This is a genomic window from Corallococcus sp. CA049B (assembly GCF_003611685.1).
In the GTDB taxonomy this organism is placed as follows: domain Bacteria; phylum Myxococcota; class Myxococcia; order Myxococcales; family Myxococcaceae; genus Corallococcus; species Corallococcus coralloides.
In genome coordinates, this window is the sequence record NZ_RAWC01000078.1 from 1 (window position 1) to 18,264 (window position 18,264).

The following is an 18,264-nucleotide window of genomic DNA, read 5'->3' on the forward strand; positions in this document are numbered from 1 at the left end:
GCCCGTCGTCTGCGCGGAGAAGCCCCGCGCCTCCAGGGCCTGCTGCAGGTGGGTGGCGAGGGTGGCGTCGCTTTCGACGATCAGGATTCGCTTGGACATGAAGGGACGGCCATCCTGGGGGTGCGGCGCGCGGTGTTTCACCGCGAGAGACAGCAGCGGCGGCGCGCGAGAGTGAAGACGCCGTCGAGGCTATCGGCCATGTGTGGGACCGTCAATCTTCACACCGGGCGCAACGCCCGGTATTCAGTTGAGCAGCCGACCACCCGAGCCCCCGCTTTCCGAGGGCTTCAGGGCTGTAGCGAGACAGGCTGCACGCTCACCGCGGCCTTCACCTGCGCGGGGCGCACGAGCCCGTTCGAGCGGTGCTCCTGATCCCGCAGCATCTGCAGGATGGCGGCGTCATCCAGGTCCGTCACCAGCTCATAGGTGACGTCCTGATCACGCCACGTCACGACGTTGTACGCCTGGCTCGAGTCCACGGCGACGTTCTCCACCGTGGGGCCCTCGTCCTTGATCACCCGCTGCCCCGTCGCCGGATAGACGAACACGCCGATGTTGCGCTTGGGCTCGTTGCCGAGGCGGGGCTGCGTCTCGTAGCTGACGTAGACGACCTCCTGGCCGTTGAGCGTGGAGAAGCGCGCGCCCACGGGCCGCGCCTGCTGCAGGCGGGGCAGGGTGATGCGGTGCTCCACCTTGTCGTTGAACCACGCTTCGATCTGCTCCGGCGTGCCCGCGACGAACTCCAGGGGCCGCTGGCGCGTGTGGCGCTGCACGGCCTCCAGGATGGAGGCCTTCTGCGCCTTGCCGGACTGATACATCATCCAGCCGCCGCTCACCGTCACCACCACCAGGGCCATGGCCCCGGCGCGCAGCCACTGGCTCACCTGCGCGCGGCGGTGCTCGCGGTGCAGGCCGGACTGGATGCCCGCGCGCAGCGACGCCGGCGCGCGCGTGCCCTGGGCGGAGATGGAGTGCTTCGCCGCGCGGCGAAGCGTCTGACGAAGCTGCATCTCCTCGTCCACCCGCGCGACACACGCGGCGCAGCCTTCGAGATGCGACTCCACGTCGTGGCGTTCCTCGGGCTGGAATTCACCGTCGAGGTACGGATACAGCAACCGCTCGAGTTCCTGGCAGGTCATGGGCGCTCGATGAGGTGGGCGGAGGGAAGCAACGCCCCTCCAACCTCTTTCTAGCCTGCCTTCTTCCGGCGCCGGAACTCTTCCAGATCCGCGGGGGCGGCCTGCACCGGCTCACCGTCGTGCCGGAATACGCCCTGACCTTCCGCGTACTCGCGCAGCGTCTTCTGCAGGAGCTTGCGGCCGCGGAACAGGCGGCTCATCACGGTGCCCACGGGGCACTCCAGAATCTCCGCGATCTCCTTGTAGGAGAACTCCTGGAGGTCCGCGAGGATGACCACCAGCCGGAAGTCGATGGGCAGCGAGTCGATGGCGCGCAGCACGTCGTCCGACAGGAGCCGGTCGAAGAAGTACTGCTCCGGGTTGGCCGCGAAGTCCGTCGCGTCCCGGCTCACGAAGCGCTCATGCACCGCCTCGCGCTCCACGCCCTCCACCACCGTGCGCTCCTTCACCTTGCGGCGATAGCGGTTGATGAAGGTGTTCGTGAGGATCTTGAAGAGCCAGGCCTTGATGTTGGTCCCGCGCTCGAACTTGTCGAAGAAGCGGTAGGCCCGCATGCAGGTGTCCTGCACCAGGTCCTCGGCGTCGCGCTCGTTCTTGGTCAACCGGAGCGCCGCCGAATAGAGCGGGTCCAGGTGCGCCAGCGCCAGCTCTTCGAATTCCTGCTTCGTCCGGTTGGGTTGCCTGAAGTCCAGCATCATGCTCCCGCCTTCCAGGGGCCCGAAATGATTGGGGAATGCGTCGCCTGCCTAACGGTCAATCTATGCACCGGAACAGACGGGTCAACAACGCTTTCCCCTGCCGCGCCGCCCGCATGCCCGCTTCTGGAGTGCGGAGACGCCCGGCGGGATCATTTATTCCACAGGGTGGGAACCGGACGGGACACCCGTCCCAACGGCCACTCCAGGCAACCGGCCAGCACACGGCTGGCCGGCTGTGGAGCAGGCGACCGCTACGTCACTTCTTGCCGCCGAGGGCGTCCATCAGGGGCACATAGTCGTACCCCATGTCCTTGGCGACGGCCTCGTAGGTGATGTGGCCGTTGTAGGTGTTGATGGCGCGCTGGAGGGCGCGGTCGGACTTCACGGCCTCCACCAGGCCCAGGTCGGCGATCTTCCGCGAGTAGGGGCGGGTGGTGTTGGTGAGCGCGAAGGTGGACGTCTGGGGCACCGCGCCGGGCATGTTCGCCACGCAGTAGTGGACGACGTCGCTCACGGTGAAGGTGGGGTTGTCGTGCGTGGTGGGCTTGCAGGTCTCGATGCAGCCGCCCTGGTCCACCGCCACGTCGACGACGACGGAGCCGGGCTCCATCTCGCCGATGAGCTCACGCGACACCAGCTTCGGGGCCTTGCCGCCGGGGATGAGCACGCCGCCGATGACGAGGTCCGACTCGCGCACGGTGCGCGCGATGGACTCCGTGTCCGACGCCAGCGTCTGCGCGCGGCCGAGGAACACGTCGTCCAGGTAGGTGAGGCGCTCCAGGTTCACGTCCAGGATGGTCACTTCCGCGCCCATGCCGACGGCGACCTTGGCGGCGCACAGGCCCACCACGCCACCGCCGATGACGGCCACGCGGCCGCGGCGCACGCCGGGCACGCCGCCCAGCAGGATGCCCTTGCCGCCGTGGGCCTTCTCCAGGCACGCGGCGCCCACCTGGATGGCCATCTTGCCGGCCACCTCGGACATGGGCTTGAGCAGCGGGAGGCTGCCGTCGTCCAGCTGGAGCGTCTCGTAGGCGACCGCGGTCACCTTCTTCTTGATCAGCGTCTTGGTGAGCTCAGGGTCGACGCCGGCCAGGTGGAAGTACGTGTAGACGATCTGCCCGGGCTGCATGCGCTCGTACTCCGGCGCGATGGGCTCCTTCACCTTCACGATCATCTCCGCGCGCTTCCACACCTCATCCGCGCTGGTGATGATCTGCGCGCCGACGCGCTGGTACTCCGAATCCGGGATGCCGGAGCCGACGCCAGCGTTCGTCTCGACCAGCACCGTGTGCCCCACCATGGTGAGCGCGCGCACGCCCGCAGGCACCATGCCGACACGGTACTCGCGGGTTTTGATCTCCTTGGGAACTCCGACGATCACGACTGCCTCCGACGAATGGGGGACTGCCTGGAAAACGTGGCGGACCCATAGACCAGGGCATGAGCGCTTTCAAGGCGCGCTCCGGCGCGGAAACGGGCCGGCCGTGATGGGCCTCATTCATCCATCCGTATGACGCGAGGCGTTGGACGCAGGGCGGCCCACCCGTGTTAGTTAACGGCGCATGACGCACGCGCCGAAACTGCTCTTCGCGGACCCCAAGGGCCGGGTCATGGAGCATCCCTACCTCATCGCCACCCTGCGCAGCGGAGAGGAGCTGGTGCCCCCGCAGGACAAGCCCATCGCCCTGCCAGCGGCCGGGCGCCTGGTGCACCTGCCTGGCCGCCTGCCCGTGGGACTCAACCCGGACTCCGGTGAGCTGGAGCTGGTGCGCGAGATGAAGGTGGGGGGCAAGACCTTCGTGCCCAATGCCGTGGGCGCGCTGCTGCCCCCCGGCTACACGCGCACGTTCCTGCCCGGAGAGGTGAAGGGCAGCGGGCCGGTGCTGCCGCAGTGGGCGTACACGGCGGCGGCGTGGGGAGAGAAGGGGCCGCTCGCGTGGGCCATCCACACGGATCGGCGCTCGCACTGGGAGCCGGAGGCGTACTCCACGCCGGAGCTGAAGGGCCTGGTGTCCGCCCACATGGGGCGCTTCCCGGACAGCCGCGTGCTCAAGCAGCTGAAGACGTGCGCGCTCCTGTACCGGTGCTTCACGTCGCAGAACATCTTCTACGCGCGCGACGAGGGCGCCATCCCCGCGTCGGTGATGTGCAACGCGCGCTGCGTGGGCTGCATCTCGGATCAGCCCGCGGACGGCCCGCCGGCCTCGCACGAGCGCATGGATGACGGCCCCTCCGCGGAGGAGATGGCGGCCATCGGCCTGTACCACCTGGAGCACGCGCCGGGCCGCACCATGGTGAGCTTCGGCCAGGGCTGCGAGGGCGAGCCGCTCACGCGCTGGAAGTTCATCGCGGAGTCCATCCGCCTGATGCGCGCGAAGACGGACAGGGGCTCCATCAACATCAACACCAACGCCAGCCTCACGCACGGGCTCGAGGCCCTGCTGGACGCGGGGCTGGACGCCGTGCGCGTGTCGCTCAACGCCGCGTCCAAGGGGCTCTACGAGGCCTACTACAAGCCGGTGAAGTACGGCTGGGAGGACGTGGAGGCGTCCATCGCGCTGGCGCGCGAGCGGGGCGCGTACCTGGCGCTCAACCTGCTCCTGTTCCCCGGCGTCACCGACCGCGAGGGCGAGGTGCGGGCGCTGGAGGACCTGGTGCGCAAGTACCGCGTGGATCAGGTGCAGACGCGCTCCTTGTGCATTGATCCGCTCCAGTACCTGGAGGTCGCGCGCGGCGTGGGCGCGGGCGGCGAGCCGGTGGGAATCCGCACGCTGCTCCAGCGGCTGAAGGCGGCGCGGCCGGGGCTGATCATCGGCAACTTCGCGCGCGGCCTGGATGAACGGGAGAACGCCGCGGGCTCGCCAGGGGTTTGACCGTCCGGGAGGGAAGGGCTACGCAGGACGGCATGTCCGCTTCCTCCTTCCGTTCCGCGTTCCGCCTCGCCGTCTTCTGTCTCTCCTCCGGCGCCGTCCTCGGTGCGTGCAGCAAGGCGCCCGAGGAGCCGGAGTTCGACCACGGCCTGAAGAAGCCGCTCGTGCGCAAGCTGCGCGAGGAGCTGGCGGAGACGCCGTGCGACAAGGCGAAGGCGCAGCAGCTGGCGCAGCTGCTGTTGGACACCGGCGACATGAAGGGCCTCACCCGCGTGACGGACACGTTCGGTGAGAAGTGCGGCCCCAACATCGTCCTGCTCCAGCTGGCGTACACGGCCAACGCGCGCGCCGGGGAGAAGGAGCTGGCGCTGAAGGCGGCCACCGCGCTGGTGGCCGCGCAGCCGGACAACGCGAGCTACCACGTGTGGCGCGGCCTCTCGCTGGAGGCGCTGGGGCGCACCGAGGAGACCGCGGCGGAGCTGCAGAAGGCCTTCGACCTCCAGCCCGGCCAGCGTCCCATCCTCAACTCGCTGGTGAAGACCTACGACGCGCTGGGCAAGCCCTGCGAGGCGCTGGCCGCGTACCAGCGCTTCGTGGAGAACGCGAAGCCCTCCGAGGCGAAATCCGCGGAGGTGCAGGGGCAACTGCAGGAGCGGGCCGCCAAGACGAGCTGCCCGGCCCAGGAGACCGCGTCGCCCGACGCGTCCGTGACGCCCGAGGCGGCGGCGAAGCCCTGAGGCGCGCGGCGACTACTCGGCGCCAGGGGGCATCAGCTCCTTGGCGACGAGGTTGCCCATCACGGCGTCCTTGGGGATGTAGCCGTCGGCGCCGGCCTCGCGGCAGATGCGCTGGAGCTCCTCGACGTTCTCACCGGAGCACAGCAGCACCTTGATGCCCTTGAAGAGGCTGTTGCTCTTGATGAAGCGGCAGAACTGTTCGCCGTTCACGTTGGGCATGCGCACGTCCAGCAGCACCAGGTCCGGGCGCGTCTGCTTCTTCAGGATGATCTTCGTGGCCTTGTCCGCGGTGTCCGCGACGTGGACCTCGAAGCCCTTGGAGACCAGGTCCGCTTCGATGATCCGCGCCGTCATCTCACTGTCGTCCACGATGAGGATGCGCGGCTTGCGCCCCCCGGCGGCCATCGGGGCCTTGGGGAGTCCGCCGGAACCCGTGGCGGGTGCGGCCGGAGCCGGGGCGGGAGCAGGGGCGGCGGGTGCCGCGGCCGGGGCGGGGACGGGGATGTTCAGCGCCGGGGCGCCGATGAGGCCCATGACGCCCCCCAGCACGCCCTCCAGGCCTCCGCTCTTGAGGATGTAGCCGTCCGCGCCGGAGTTCTTCACCTTCGCTTCCAGCTCCTGCTCCGAGATGTCGGAGTAGAGGACGAGCTTGGACGTGACGCCCTTCACCGTGCGGAGGTACTCGACGACGTCGTCGCCGAACATCTCCGGCATGTTCACGTCCATGAGGATGAGCGCGAACGGGCCCTCGGTGAGCTTCTGGTTGAGCGTAGCCAGGTCCGGCGCGCCAATGGCCTCGTAGCCGGCGGCCGTCAGGGCCCGGACGGTGAGCTCCAGAAGCATCGGGCTGTCGTCAATGACCAGTACGCGGGACATCGTCCTCCTCAGGGGCTGCCAGCGCACAACCCTACACCTTTGGGTCACGATGGACCATCGAAACGGAGAGCAGGCGGCCGGTCCGGCATTGGACGAAGGACCCTTGACCCCCTTTCTCCCGGTCTTGGATACTTCGCTGCCTTGACCCCGACCTCCTCCCCCCTCCAACGCGCCTTGCGCATGGCGCCAGACCGTACGGTGGCCGCCCAGGCCCGGCCGGAGCAGGAATTCTTCTGCTTCCGCGTGGGCGAGCTGCGCTTCGGCGTCCCCAGTGAGAACGTGCTCGAGGTGCTGCGCGCCGGGCTGCTCACGCCGCTGCCGCGCACGCCGTCCTTCATCCTGGGCGTCACCGGCCACCGCGGCCAGGTGCATCCCGTGGTGGACCTCTTGCGCTTCCTCAGCAAGGGCGAGGCGCGCATCGGTCCGCGCACCCGCATCTTCGTGGGCGTCAGCGGCAACTACGTGTCCGGCGTGGTGGCGGACACCGTGCTCGGCCTGCGCCGCATCCCCGTGGCGGACATCCTGCCGCCGCCCCTGGGCGGTGATCAGGCCGCGGAGCACCTCCTGGGCGTGGTGCAGGGTTCAGGGCCGGCGGATGGCCTCAACCTGCTCAACTTCTCCAAGCTCCTGCAGACGGCCCGTCAGCGCGCGGTGGTGCGATGAGCGGCAACGTCCTGCTGGATGAGGAAGCCCCCGGACTAGACGCGGATCAGGACCGGGCCGTGGGAGAGGTGGACGTCCTCTTCTTCCAGATTGGTGATTCGGAGTACGGCACGGACGCGTCGTCCGTGCTGCGCATCGACCGGGCGCTCCCGGACGACCTGACCGTGCGCGAGCTGGGCCTGCCCCACAAGGGCCACCGCGCGCTCGTGTTCGACACCCCCGAGGGCGAGGGCCACCTGAAGGTGGACGCCGTCAACGGGGTACGCACCATCCCGCTCGCCGGGCTGCGCCGCATGCCGGCCGCCGCCGCGGCGGCTTCATATGCGGTGGGCGTCTGCCTCGACCTGGATGAAGGGGCGGGCCGTCCCGTGTTGCTCATTGATTTGGCGGAAACCTTGAAGACGCAAGGAAGGCACTGACACACATGTCCCTGGAGAGCCCCAACGAGAAGCCCGCGAAGTCTCGCGGCGCGAGGAAGTCCCCGGGCGCGAAGGCCGGCGCGGAGTCCGTCATCGCCAACACGGTGACGGATCCGTTCAAGCCCTTCACCGACACGTTGATGTCGGTGCTGGCCGGCAACCTGAACGCGCGCGTGCCGCAGGACCGCGTGCAGGCGGACACCACCGGCTTCGGCCACCTGCTCAACCAGGTGCTGGAGCAGTTCTCCTCCGCGGAGCACCGCAAGCAGGTGGCGGCGCAGGAGATCGATCAGGCGCTCGACTCGCTCATCATCCTGGTGCGTGAAGGCGACCTGTCGCGCTGGAACACGTCCACCGAGGACCCCCAGCTCGGGCCCCTGCTGGAGGGCTTCGGCAAGGTCATTGAGACGCTGCGCATCTTCGTGCGGGAGATCAACGAGGCCGCGCTGCGGCTGTCGTCCTCCGCCAATCAGGTGCTGGCGGCGTCCACGCAGCACGAGACGTCCTCCACCGAGCAGGCCGCGGCCATCCACGAGACGACCGCGACCATGGAGGAGCTGAAGCACGCCTCCGCGCAGATCGCGGAGAACGCGGGCAGCGTGGCGCGCGTGGCGGAGGAGACGCTGGGCGCGGCCCGCGCGGGCCGTGGCGCCATTGGCGAGTTCATCCAGGCCATGCAGCAGATCCGCAGCGACGGCGTCGCGGTGGCGGACTCCATCTCCAAGCTGTCCAAGCGCGTGGAGCGCATTGGCACGGTGGTGGAGGTGATCGACGAGATCGCGGACCGCTCCGACCTGCTCGCGCTCAACGCGGCGCTGGAAGGCAGCCGCGCGGGTGAGGCGGGCAAGGGCTTCTCCATCGTCGCGGCGGAGATGCGCCGCCTGGCGGAGAACGTCCTGGAGTCCACCAAGGAGATCAAGAACCTCATCACCGAGATCCGCGAGGCCACGCAGGCCGCCGCGGGCGCCGCGGACGCGTCCAAGCACGCCACGGAGTCCGGCGAGAAGTTGGGCGCGGTGGCGGCGCAGGCGGTGGAGGGCATCCTCGCCGGCGTGCAGGAGACGAGCGACGCGGCCCGGGTCATCAACCTGGCGACCCAGCAGCAGCGCACGGCCACCGAGCAGGTGGTGGCGTCCATGGCGGAGATCGAGGACGTGACCCGCCAGACGACGCAGGCGTCGAAGCAGGCCACCGGGGCGGCCGCCGAGCTCACCCAGCTCGCGGGCCGGCTCGCGGAGCTCATCAAGCGGTTCAAGGCCGACTAGGCGTTCTCCTGAGGGGAGAAATGGGTCGAGGGGCGCCACCAGCGCCCTGACGCCCGCGACCCATGGACACCGAGGCCCTCAAGAAATCCCTCCTGAAGAAGTTCCAGGAGGTCACGGCCGACCGACTCCAGAAGATCCAGCTGGGAGTCATCGACCTGGAGAAGGAGACCGCGGATCAGGCCGCGGACGACGTCGCGCGCGAACTGCACACGATGAAGGGCGAGGCCCGCATGTTGGGTCTGGCCGCCATCGGGCAGCTCGCGCACGCCGCCGAGGACGTCCTGCGCGCCGAGCGCGAAGGAAAGACGGCCACCGAGACGGCCACGGACGTCATGCTCCGTGCCTGCGACGTGCTGTCGGACCTCATCGAGGACCTGGACGCGGCCCACACCGGCACGTCCGTCACCGAGGAGATGGTCAAGGCGCTGTCGGAGGTGTCCGGCCACCCCGTGCCCGCCCTGGGCCCGGTGCGCAGGCCCGCCGCCTCCGCCGCGCAGCCTCCGCCGGCCGTGCAGGCTCCGGTGGCCCCACCTGTCGCCGCGCCCGTCGTGGCCCAGGCCCCGGTGGCCGCGCCCGTGCAGGCCCCGCCCCGCGTGGCGGAGCCCGTCGCCGTGGCCGCGCCGCATCCGCCGGCCGCGAAGGAGGAGGAGGCGCCCAGCGCCGCGAAGAGCAACTCCATCGCGGACCGCAGCATCCGCGTGAACGTGGAGGTGCTGGACTCGCTGGGCCTGCTCGCCGGCGACCTGCTGGTGGAGAGCGCGCGCGGCCGGCTCCGCAGCACGGAGACGGCGCAGCTCTTCGAGCGCTTCAGCCGCCTGGGCGACCGCTTCCTGCGCATCTCCGAGGACGTGGACGTCCCGGACACCATCCGCAAGGAGCTGGAGCGCGCGGAGGCGGACCTGCACATGCTGCGCGACGACGCGTTCCGCTTCGTGCGCCGCAACGGGGACGGCATCAACACGCTGCACGGCAACCTGGCCCAGCTGGCGGACCACGTGGCCGAGGCGCGCCTGGTGCCGCTGTCCACCGTGTTCGACGCGTTCCCTCGCGCGGTGCGCGACATCGCGAAGACGCAGAACAAGGAAGTGGACCTGGTCATCGAGAACGCCGACATCGGCGTGGACCGGTCCATGCTGGCCGACGTGCGTGACGCGCTGGTGCACCTGTTGCGCAACGCGGTGGACCACGGCCTGGAGTCGGCGGACTTCCGCCAGCAGATGGGCAAGCCCGCCCAGGGCCGCATCCGCATCCGCGTGCGCGTGGACGGCGACATGCTCCACATCGAGGTGGAGGACGACGGCCGCGGCATGGACACCGAGCGGCTCAAGCAGGTGGCCATCAACAAGCGCCTGCTGTCGCCGGTGCAGGCCGCCGCGCTGTCGGAGCGCGAGGCCATCGAGCTCATCTTCCGCCCCGGCTTCTCCACGCGCGAACAGGTCAGCGAGCTGTCCGGCCGAGGCGTGGGCATGGACGTGGTGAAGCGCAAGGTGGAGACGCTGGGCGGCTCCGTGGGCGTGCAGAGCCGCCAGGGCCGCGGCACCACCATCACGCTGCGCCTGCCTCAGTCGCTGGCCCTCATGAAGGTGCTGCTGGTGCGCCTGGGCGACGACGTCTACGGCATGCCCGCCGCGGACGTGGTGGCCGTCATGCGCATCAAGCCGGATGACCGCATGGAGGTCTTCGGCACGCTGGCGGTGCGGCACCGGGGCAAGCCCACGGCGCTCGTGGCGCTGGGGCCGCTGTTGGGCCTCAACGGCGGCAACCGCTTCGACAAGCCCCCCGCGGTGGTGGTGCGCCACGGCGACGACTACGCCGCGCTGGTGGTGGACGGCTTCGTGGACGAGCGCGAGGTGGCGGTGAAGCCCTGTGGAGGAGAGTTCCTCAAGGGCGCGCCGTTCATCGCGGGCACGGCGGCGCTGGAGGACGGGCGCATCGCGGTGCTGCTGCACGTGCCGGACATCATGACGGAGGTGCGCCGCATGGCCCGCCCCGTCACCCAGGCGCCCGCCAGCCGCCGGCTGCGCGTGCTGCTGGTGGACGACTCGCCCATCGCGCGTGCGACGGAGGGCGCGCTCGTCAAGGCGCTGGGCCACTCCGTGGAGGAGGCCCAGGACGGCGAGGAGGCGTACGTGAAGGTGCAGTCGAACACGTACGACCTCATCCTCACCGACGTGCAGATGCCGAAGCTGGACGGCTTCTCCCTCACGCGGCGGCTGAAGGGCACGCCCGCCGTGGCGCGCATCCCGGTCATCATCCTGTCGTCGCTCGCGTCGCCGGAGGACAAGCGGCGCGGCCTGGATGCGGGCGCGGATGCGTACCTGGTGAAGGGCGAGCTGGGGGTGGAGATCCTGGCGCAGTCCATCGATCGGCTGACCTGAGGAGCCTCTCGTGGGCGGCGGCACGGCGGTGATGGGACTGGCGTTCCGGGTACTCCTGGTGGGGCGGGGCCTGCGCGGGCTGGTGCGCGGGCTCTTCGAGGGAGAGTCCCTGGTCGCCGTGGGCCCGCCAGAGGCGGACTTCGTGGGCGCGGAGGCGGTGGTGCGCCGCCACTTCCCGGACGTGCTGCTGGTGGACCTGGTGTCCTCGGAGGCGCTGAGCGCCATCGAGCGCATCATGGCCCAGCGCCCCACGCCCATCCTCGCGCTGCACCCGGGCGTGCTCACCGGCCAGCAGGCGTTCCAGGCGCTGGCCCTGGGCGCGCTGGACGTGATGGACCGGCCCATGACTCCGGGGCCGGACTTCTGGCACGCGGTGAACCGCAAGCTGGTGATGCTGGCCCAGGTGAAGGGGGTGCGCTCGCCGCCTTCCTCGTCCAAGGCCCGGCAGCCGGTGCAGGAGGGGCCCACCGCGCCGTTCCCCCTGGTGGCGCTGGCTGCCTCGCTGGGCGGGCCCAAGGCCGTCGCGACGGTGCTGCGGATGATTCCGCGGGGCTTCCCCGCGCCCATCGCCTACTGTCAACACATCAGCCAGGGCTTCACGGAAGGCCTGGCGCACTGGCTGTCCACGGAGACGGCGCTGCGCGTCGTCGAGGCGACGCATGACGCGTGGATGGAGCCGGGCACGGTGTACATCGCCCCTTCGGGAGGACATCTGCTGGTGAAGCCGGACGGCCGTCTGGAACTGGATACAGGACCTGCCCTGCGGGGCTTCCGCCCCTCGTGTGACATGCTGCTCACTTCGGCCGGGGAGTCTTTCGGCAAGAGGTGCATTGGCGTCATCCTGACGGGCATGGGCCGGGACGGCGCCAGGGGGTTGAAGGAGATTCGCGAGCGGGGCGGGCGCACCATCGCGCAGGACGAGGCCACGTGCGTCGTCTACGGCATGCCTCGCGAGGCCGTGCTCCTGGGCGCGGCGCAGCAGGTGCTGCCGCTGGGCACCATCGCGCCGACGCTCGTGCAGTGGGTGGACGCGTGCTGAACGTGGGCAACAAGGTGCTCCAGCAGCTGTCCGCGCTCCTCCTGGAACGCGCGGGGCTGAAGATCACCCTGGATGGCTACCACAGCCTGCGGCTCGCCCTGTCCACGCGAATGCCCGTGCTGGGGCTGAGCGACCCGGAGAGGTACCTGCAGAAGCTGACGAGCGCGAGCGGTGAGGAGGAGCTGCGCGCGCTCCTGCCGCTGGTGACGGTGGGGCACACGGAGTTCTTCCGCGACGCGAAGCAGTTCCGCGCGCTGGAGCAGAGCGTGCTGCCGGAGCTGCTCGCGCGGGCCCGGCGCGAGATGCGCAAGGTGTCCATCTGGTCCGCGGGCTGCGCCACGGGCGAGGAGCCCTACAGCCTGGCGCTGGTGATGGCGGAGCTGGGCGCGCTCGCGGTGGAGGTGGACCTGTGGGCCACCGACCTGAACCTGGCCGCGGTGGAGGCCGCGCGGCAGGGGCGCTTCACCACGCGTCGCGCGATGGCCATCGGGCCGGAGCGGCTCAAGCGCTTCTTCCGGCCCGTGGAGGACGGCTACGAGGCGTCTCCCATCCTGCGTGAGTACATCCGCTTCGATGGCCAGAACCTGGCCGCGCCGGTGTTCGACAAGGTGGCGCCCGCGTCGTTGGATCTCATCCTCTGCCGCAACGTCATCATCTACTTCGACCTGCCCACCATCCGCGGGCTGATGGACCGCTTCCTCGCGGCGCTGCGTCCGGGCGGGCTGCTCTTCCTGGGGTACTCGGAGAGCCTGTTCAAGGTCTATGACCGCTTCGAGATGATCGAAGTGGACGGCGCGTTCGTGTACCGGCGCCCCCTGGGCGAGCGCCCCCGTCCGCCGCCGCCGCTGACGCCCCTGGCGACGGAGCCCCGGCCGGGCAGCCCGGAGTCCTTCGCGGTGGAGCTGCGCCAGCGGATGCAGACCCACGCGGAGACCGCGTCCCGGCTGCGCACGGCGGGCCTGACCGACGCGGCGGGCGCCAAGGCTCCGGATGCGCCCGTGCGCAGGCCCACCCTGGAGATACCCGCGTTGGGCGCGCTGGGACGCCGCACCGGGGAGTTCCCCGCCATCAAGCTGGAGCCGTCCCGCCCCGTGGAGCCTCCGCGCCGGACCGCGACGACGGGTTCCTTCGCGGCGGTGCGCGTGGATCCGCCCGCGTCCCGGCCCCTGGCGGAAGCGCCGCCCGCGCGCCCCAGCGGTTCGTGGCCGCAGCTGCTGCCGCCCGCGGAGCGCTTGAACATGGCCGTGCGGAAGATGGGGCAGGGTGACTTCCCCGCCGCCATCGACGGCGTGAAGCGCCTGCTGGTGGATGAGCCCTCCGACCTGGACGCGCTCCTGACGCTGGGCAACCTGTACTCGCTCACCGGCCGCATCGACGAGGCGCGCGACACCTTCGGTCAGGCGCTCCAGCGCGAGCCGCTGTGCGTGGAGGCGCGAGTCTTTGGCGGGGTGGCGGCGATGCAGGCGGGGAGCCTGACCGAGGCGCGCTCCGAGCTCTCCAAGGCCCTGTTCCTGGAGCCCACGCTGGCCATTGGCCACTACCTGCTGGCCCAGGTGCAGGAGCGCACGCAGGACTTCGAGGCGGCCCGGCGCAGCTACCGCAACGCCGTCGCGCAGCTGAAGTACCCGCAGCGCCCGTTGGCGGGGCACTACCCGGAGATGCTCGACTCCGCGGAGGCCATCTCCCGCGCGGCCCGCTATGCGCTGGCCGCGCTGGAGGAGCAGCCGGGCTGAAGGAGCAGCACAGCCCGGCGCACGGCGGACGGCCTCAGTCCAGGTTGCCCTTCACCTGATCCAGGCTCTTGGACGGATCCAGCACCGCGCCGAACTTCTTCTGGATGTACGTCTTGGCCTGGCTGCGCAGCAGCATCCCGGGGTCGGTGCCCTCGCCGGAGATGGCCTTGTCCGTGATGACGAAGCTGGCGTCCAGGTTGATGCCCATCACCTTGCCGACGAGCTTCGCGCCCTCTTCGCCCTGCCAGTCGGACTTCACGCCGTACTTGGAGCCCCAGTACTGAAGGAGCTGCTCGACGCGCTTCTTGACCTCATCCTTGGGAAGGTTGTGGGGGACCTCGAACTTCATCGTGCCCATGGCTGACTCCTGATTCATTCCGCGAAAGCGGGTGCGTCCGTCCGGTTTAGTGACCCCGGGCCGGAAAGTGAACCGCTGTCTTCAGGGGTGTGTCCACCGGCTGCCTACCGGGCGCCCCAGCGCTCCAGGTACGGGTCCAGGTCGAACTTCTCCGCGGTGCGCAGCGAGCTCATGGGCCGGACCTTCCCAATCACCGGGCGCTCCTGGAAGGGCCGGTCGTGCAGTCCCAGGACCCACATGAAGTTGGAGACGCTCGCCGGGTCGCGCCCGTCCACCGCGTAGGTGTCGTTGAGCCGCGCGATGCGGGCCAGCGCCTCCTCCGGTGTGGGGCTCCACTCCAATATCTTCTTCCCCCAGAGCATGCGCAGGTAGTTGTGGATCCGCCCGCGCTCCCTCAGCTCGCGTTGGGACGCGTTCCAGAGCGGGTCCTGCGTGCGGCCCTGAGCCAGCTCCTCGAAGGAGTAGAGATGCGGGCGCGGATCCTTCCGGTGGCGCGACAGCGTCTCGCGCGCCCAGGGGGGCAGGGAGTCCGTGCTCAGCTGCTTCGGGCCGGGCGTGTGGAAGCAGTAGTTGAAGCCCAGCTCGCGGCGCACGAGCAGCTCCTCCACGAAGGACTGCACGGCGGGGTGGTCCTTGCCCTTCGCCGCGATGGCCGCGCGCGCCGCCTCGCCGGGGAAGAGGTTGCCCCAGTGGAACCAGGGCGACAGGTTGGACTGCTGGCCCAGGCCCGGATCATTCCGGCCGGTGTCGTAGCCCTCCAGCCGCTCGTTCAGGAACGCGTCCAGGGCCTTGAGGCCCGCCTTGCGTCCGCCGCGTTCGGAGAGGGGCTTCACGGAGTGATCCAGCGCGAACGTGTCCAGCGCGGCGCGGGCCTTCACGGCGTCGGACAGCTCGAAGTCCGGCTGGAGCTTCGCGCCCGACACGCGGGGCTTTCGCCTGGGCAGCGTGCGCTCCAGGTACTCCGGCCACAGCTTGCGCAGCTTGGGGCGCAGCGCGTACGCGCCCACCTGGGCGGCGGGGATGCGCTGCATGGGCACCACGCAGGAGGCGTCCACGGCGATGAGCGGCACCCGCAGCGCCTTCGCCGCGCCGCGCAGGTGGCCCGGGATGATGTACGTGGGGAACAGGTCCGACACGACGGCCGCCGCGCGCCGGCCCAGGCTCGCGAGCCGCGGCTTGTGCTCCTTCTTCGTGCGCGGCAGCTCCAGCCAGTACGGCAGGCCACGCGCGGCGCAGCCCTTCGCCATGTCCGCCATGCCCTCCAGGGCCCACGCGTGGAGCCGCTCCGACGCGTAGGGGTAGTCCGGGCGGAGGGCCTGGTACACGACGACGGGCAGGCCCAGGTGGTTGCCCAGCGCGATGGCGGCGTCCAGCGCGTGGTTCTCCTCCCACCGATGGTTCACCATGCACCAGTAGAGGACGAAGTCGCGTTGACCAGGAGGAAAGGGGGCCTCGTTCACCGCCTGCACGCGGGCGGAGTCGACGCCGAGTTCGGACCACGAGATGCCTTCGGGCATGGGCGCGCGAGAATCTTCGACACGCGGCGGAAAACCAACACGCGCGCACCGGTTGTGGTTTTCTGCCGGACGGCCGGACCCAAGGAGCCCCTCGCGTGTCACACCGTCGAACCTGGAACCTCCCTGTCACCGTCCTCGCGATCGCGCTGATGTTGCCGGGCCTCGCGCTCGCGCAGGCGGGTGGCACGGGCGTCTATCCCGCGCCGCAGCCGCCGCCTCCGCCCGCGCCGGGCATGTACCCGGCGCCGTCCTCGCAGGCCGAGCCCCAGGCGGAAGAACCCCGGCCCGTGACGCCCTCCAGCGACGCCGAGGGGCAGTCGTATCCGCCGCCCACGCAGGCCTCGCCCCAGACGAACCCGGAGGAAGCGCCTCCCCGCGCGAGCGACGCGCCCCTCGCGCCGCCGGATCCGGACCGCCTGCGCACCGAGCCGCAGGCCCCGTTGACGGAAGGCACGCGGGAGGTGCGTCCGGAGTCCATCCGCGACGAGACCGCGACGGCCGCCTCGCGGCTCCGCCCGCCGCCGGAGGACAACGGCGTGTTCCTGGACGGCCAGCGCCGCCGGGGGCCGTTCCTGTCCGGTCCCGGCAGCACGCGCTTCGTGCTGCACCACACGGCCCTGGGCGCGCTGGGCGGCTTCTTCACGCAGGCGTTCAACAAGGAGTTCAACTTCGACCGCAGCTCGCGCGAGTCCATGCTCGCGGGCACCCTCATCGGCGCGGGCCTGGGCTTCGGCGCCTCCGCGTGGTGGCAGTTCAACAACTGGGTGGACACGCCCATGGCGAACTTCACCATCCTCAACTCGGGCATTGGCGGCATGTTCCTCGCGGGCTTCATGGACCTCATCACCCAGGACCCGGGCGTGCTCACCTGGTCCGCGTTCCTGGGCGCGGAGCTGGGCGCGTGGCTGACGGCGGGCATCGGCGGCGGGCAGCTGCCGCTCTCGGACGGCCTGCTGGTGGCGTCCGGCGCGGGCTGGGCGGCGGCGTACAGCGCGCTGTTCCTCGCCATCGTGCACTTCTCCGGCACGTCCATCTCCGGCAAGACGTGGAAGGACATGCTGCTCATCTCCCCGGGAGTGGGCGCGGGTGTGCTGGCCCTGGCGACCATGCGCTACAACCCCACGGCGTCGCAGATCCTCCGCGCGGACCTCTTCGGCGGCGGCGTGGGCGCGGCGGTGCTGCTCATCTCCGGCCTGGTGCTGGGCGGCTTCAACCAGTCCACCCCCTACGTGCTGTCCTTCCTGGGGTCCGCGGGCGCCATCACCACCGTGAGCCTGCTGTGGGAGGAGAGCGTGGACCGGTCCGCCCTGCGCAGCGCCAAGGACCGGCCCTACAAGAACGTCTGGTGGTAGACGGCCTGGCGGACGGGCGAGCAGGCGTCCTGGCGCGGGGGAAGGGGCGGCATCACCTTTCCCCGGTATGGCGCGCGTCCTCCCGTTCTCGGCCCTCCTGACGTCGCTGGACTCCTCGCTGGAGCCCGGAGACGGTCCTCCTCGCGGAAACGCAGCCCCGCTGCCCACGCACGTGCGGCCCCTGCTGGAGGCCGCGAACCCGAGCGCCGAGCTGCGCCGGCTGCGGGACTCGGGCGGGCTGCTGAAGGACGCGCGTCCCGCCCTCTACGTCGTGGAGCTGCACGGCCCCGCGGGCCGCTTCTCCGGTCCTCCGGTGCGCTACCTCTTGTGCGCGCTGACGCCGGACGCGGTGCCGTCGCTGGAGCAGGACCCGTACCGGCCTCGCGCGTGGGAGGTGGAGCCCGCCGTCACGCTGGTGGCGGATGACCACGGCGCCCTCCGGGCCCTGCTGGCGGAAGCAGCCGAGCGTGGCATCTCCGTCTGGAAGGGCCAGTACGACGGCCGCCCGGTGTCGCTCCTGCGCATCGAACCGTCCCCGGTCTCCAAGCGCCTGCAGGCGGTGCTGGACGAGGCCCCCATGCGGCCCCTGGCGGCCCTGAGCGAGCAGGGCCAGACGCTGGCCGCGGTGGTGCCGCTGTCCGAGCCGGGCCTGGAGCTGTGCCCCATCCACCGTGCCCTGAAGGGCGTGGAGACGTTCAAGGAAGACACCTTCCTCACCCTGGTGGCCGCGTACGCGCGCGTGACGGAGTTGGACGCGCCCCTCACCACGCCGCAGGGGCTCGCCGCCGCGCGCGAGCGGCTGGCCACGCTGGTGCCCGGACAGCACGCGGTGCTGCTGGTGCTGCCGGGAGGCCGGGGCCGCATCCTGCGCTTCCGCCAGGGGTTGGATCTGGCGCACCTGAAGGGCGCGCCTCGCAACCCCACGCTGCGCAGCCTGGACCTGGCGCTGCTCAACGCGCTGGTGCTGCGCACGGTGCTGGGCATCCAGGAGCCGGAGGCGTCCGGACATCCTCAAGTCTTCCCGGTGCACGGCCTGGAGGCGCTGGTGGCGGGGGTGGAGTCCGGCACGTTCCAGGCAGGCTTCGCGCTCAACCCTCCGCCGGTGTGGGAGGTGAGGGCGGTGATGGAGGCCCAGGCCACGCTGCCTCCGCGCACCCTGCGCGTGGAGCCGCGCGTGCCCGCGGGGTTGCTCTTCCTGGATCCCGAAGCCTGACGGC

At 70.6% G+C, this 18,264-nt stretch carries 16 protein-coding genes; 10 read left to right on the top strand and 6 right to left on the bottom strand.

What is annotated here, in order from left to right; all coding sequences use genetic code 11:
• Positions 1 to 287 precede the first annotated feature (287 nt).
• The 3 genes from D7W82_RS18770 to ald form a co-directional block, all read right to left on the bottom strand.
• Positions 288 to 1,139, bottom strand: coding sequence for an anti-sigma factor (locus tag D7W82_RS18770; RefSeq protein WP_120619661.1), 852 nt, complete (start codon positions 1,137 to 1,139; stop codon positions 288 to 290).
• Between the two features lie 50 nt (positions 1,140 to 1,189).
• Positions 1,190 to 1,834, bottom strand: coding sequence for a sigma-70 family RNA polymerase sigma factor (locus D7W82_RS18775; protein WP_120563274.1), 645 nt, complete (start codon positions 1,832 to 1,834; stop codon positions 1,190 to 1,192).
• Positions 1,835 to 2,093: 259 nt separating this feature from the next.
• Positions 2,094 to 3,221: an alanine dehydrogenase gene (ald, locus tag D7W82_RS18780; protein ID WP_120619662.1), complete on the bottom strand. Its 1,128-nt coding sequence runs from the start codon at positions 3,219 to 3,221 to the stop codon at positions 2,094 to 2,096.
• A 181-nt stretch (positions 3,222 to 3,402) separates the two neighbouring features.
• Here ald and D7W82_RS18785 point away from each other — a divergent pair, with 181 nt between their 5' ends.
• Both D7W82_RS18785 and D7W82_RS18790 read left to right on the top strand, forming a co-directional pair.
• Complete coding sequence (locus D7W82_RS18785) at positions 3,403 to 4,713, top strand: radical SAM protein (protein ID WP_120619663.1); 1,311 nt, start codon at positions 3,403 to 3,405, stop codon at positions 4,711 to 4,713.
• A gap of 32 nt (positions 4,714 to 4,745) precedes the next feature.
• Positions 4,746 to 5,447, top strand: coding sequence for a hypothetical protein (locus D7W82_RS18790; RefSeq protein ID WP_120619664.1), 702 nt, complete (start codon positions 4,746 to 4,748; stop codon positions 5,445 to 5,447).
• Between the two features lie 12 nt (positions 5,448 to 5,459).
• Here the strand turns inward: D7W82_RS18790 and D7W82_RS18795 are convergent, their stop codons facing one another.
• Positions 5,460 to 6,323 (bottom strand): response regulator, encoded by an 864-nt coding sequence (locus tag D7W82_RS18795; RefSeq protein ID WP_120619665.1) that lies wholly within the window; start codon positions 6,321 to 6,323, stop codon positions 5,460 to 5,462.
• Between the two features lie 180 nt (positions 6,324 to 6,503).
• Between D7W82_RS18795 and D7W82_RS18800 the strand changes: the two genes are divergently transcribed.
• The 6 genes from D7W82_RS18800 (at position 6,504) to D7W82_RS18825 (ending at position 13,820) form a co-directional block, all read left to right on the top strand.
• Complete coding sequence (locus D7W82_RS18800; RefSeq protein ID WP_120619666.1) at positions 6,504 to 6,986, top strand: chemotaxis protein CheW; 483 nt, start codon at positions 6,504 to 6,506, stop codon at positions 6,984 to 6,986.
• A complete protein-coding gene (locus tag D7W82_RS18805; RefSeq protein ID WP_233587794.1) occupies positions 6,983 to 7,405 on the top strand; it encodes a Frizzy aggregation protein FrzB in 423 nt (140 codons plus the stop codon). The genes D7W82_RS18800 and D7W82_RS18805 overlap by 4 nt, the downstream gene beginning before the upstream one ends.
• Before the next feature lie 5 nt (positions 7,406 to 7,410).
• Complete coding sequence (locus tag D7W82_RS18810; RefSeq protein WP_120619667.1) at positions 7,411 to 8,670, top strand: methyl-accepting chemotaxis protein; 1,260 nt, start codon at positions 7,411 to 7,413, stop codon at positions 8,668 to 8,670.
• Between the two features lie 62 nt (positions 8,671 to 8,732).
• Positions 8,733 to 11,048, top strand: a complete 2,316-nt coding sequence (locus D7W82_RS18815; RefSeq protein WP_120619668.1) for a hybrid sensor histidine kinase/response regulator — start codon at positions 8,733 to 8,735, stop codon at positions 11,046 to 11,048.
• A gap of 37 nt (positions 11,049 to 11,085) precedes the next feature.
• A complete protein-coding gene (locus tag D7W82_RS18820) occupies positions 11,086 to 12,087 on the top strand; it encodes a chemotaxis protein CheB (protein ID WP_120619686.1) in 1,002 nt (333 codons plus the stop codon).
• A complete protein-coding gene (locus D7W82_RS18825; protein WP_120619669.1) occupies positions 12,081 to 13,820 on the top strand; it encodes a protein-glutamate O-methyltransferase in 1,740 nt (579 codons plus the stop codon). The genes D7W82_RS18820 and D7W82_RS18825 overlap by 7 nt, the downstream gene beginning before the upstream one ends.
• Before the next feature lie 34 nt (positions 13,821 to 13,854).
• Here the strand turns inward: D7W82_RS18825 and D7W82_RS18830 are convergent, their stop codons facing one another.
• Both D7W82_RS18830 and D7W82_RS18835 read right to left on the bottom strand, forming a co-directional pair.
• Positions 13,855 to 14,178 carry a polyhydroxyalkanoic acid system family protein gene (locus D7W82_RS18830; RefSeq protein WP_120619670.1) on the bottom strand — a complete coding sequence of 108 codons (324 nt, stop codon included), beginning with the start codon at positions 14,176 to 14,178 and terminating at the stop codon, positions 13,855 to 13,857.
• 104 nt (positions 14,179 to 14,282) lie between these two features.
• Positions 14,283 to 15,695, bottom strand: a complete 1,413-nt coding sequence (locus D7W82_RS18835) for a deoxyribodipyrimidine photo-lyase (RefSeq protein WP_120619671.1) — start codon at positions 15,693 to 15,695, stop codon at positions 14,283 to 14,285.
• Between the two features lie 95 nt (positions 15,696 to 15,790).
• On the opposite strand from D7W82_RS18835, the gene D7W82_RS18840 reads away from it, so the two are divergent.
• Positions 15,791 to 17,047 carry a hypothetical protein gene (locus D7W82_RS18840; RefSeq protein ID WP_171424931.1) on the top strand — a complete coding sequence of 419 codons (1,257 nt, stop codon included), beginning with the start codon at positions 15,791 to 15,793 and terminating at the stop codon, positions 17,045 to 17,047.
• A 67-nt stretch (positions 17,048 to 17,114) separates the two neighbouring features.
• Positions 17,115 to 18,260 carry a DUF1015 family protein gene (locus D7W82_RS18845; protein WP_120619673.1) on the top strand — a complete coding sequence of 382 codons (1,146 nt, stop codon included), beginning with the start codon at positions 17,115 to 17,117 and terminating at the stop codon, positions 18,258 to 18,260.
• Positions 18,261 to 18,264 lie beyond the last annotated feature (4 nt).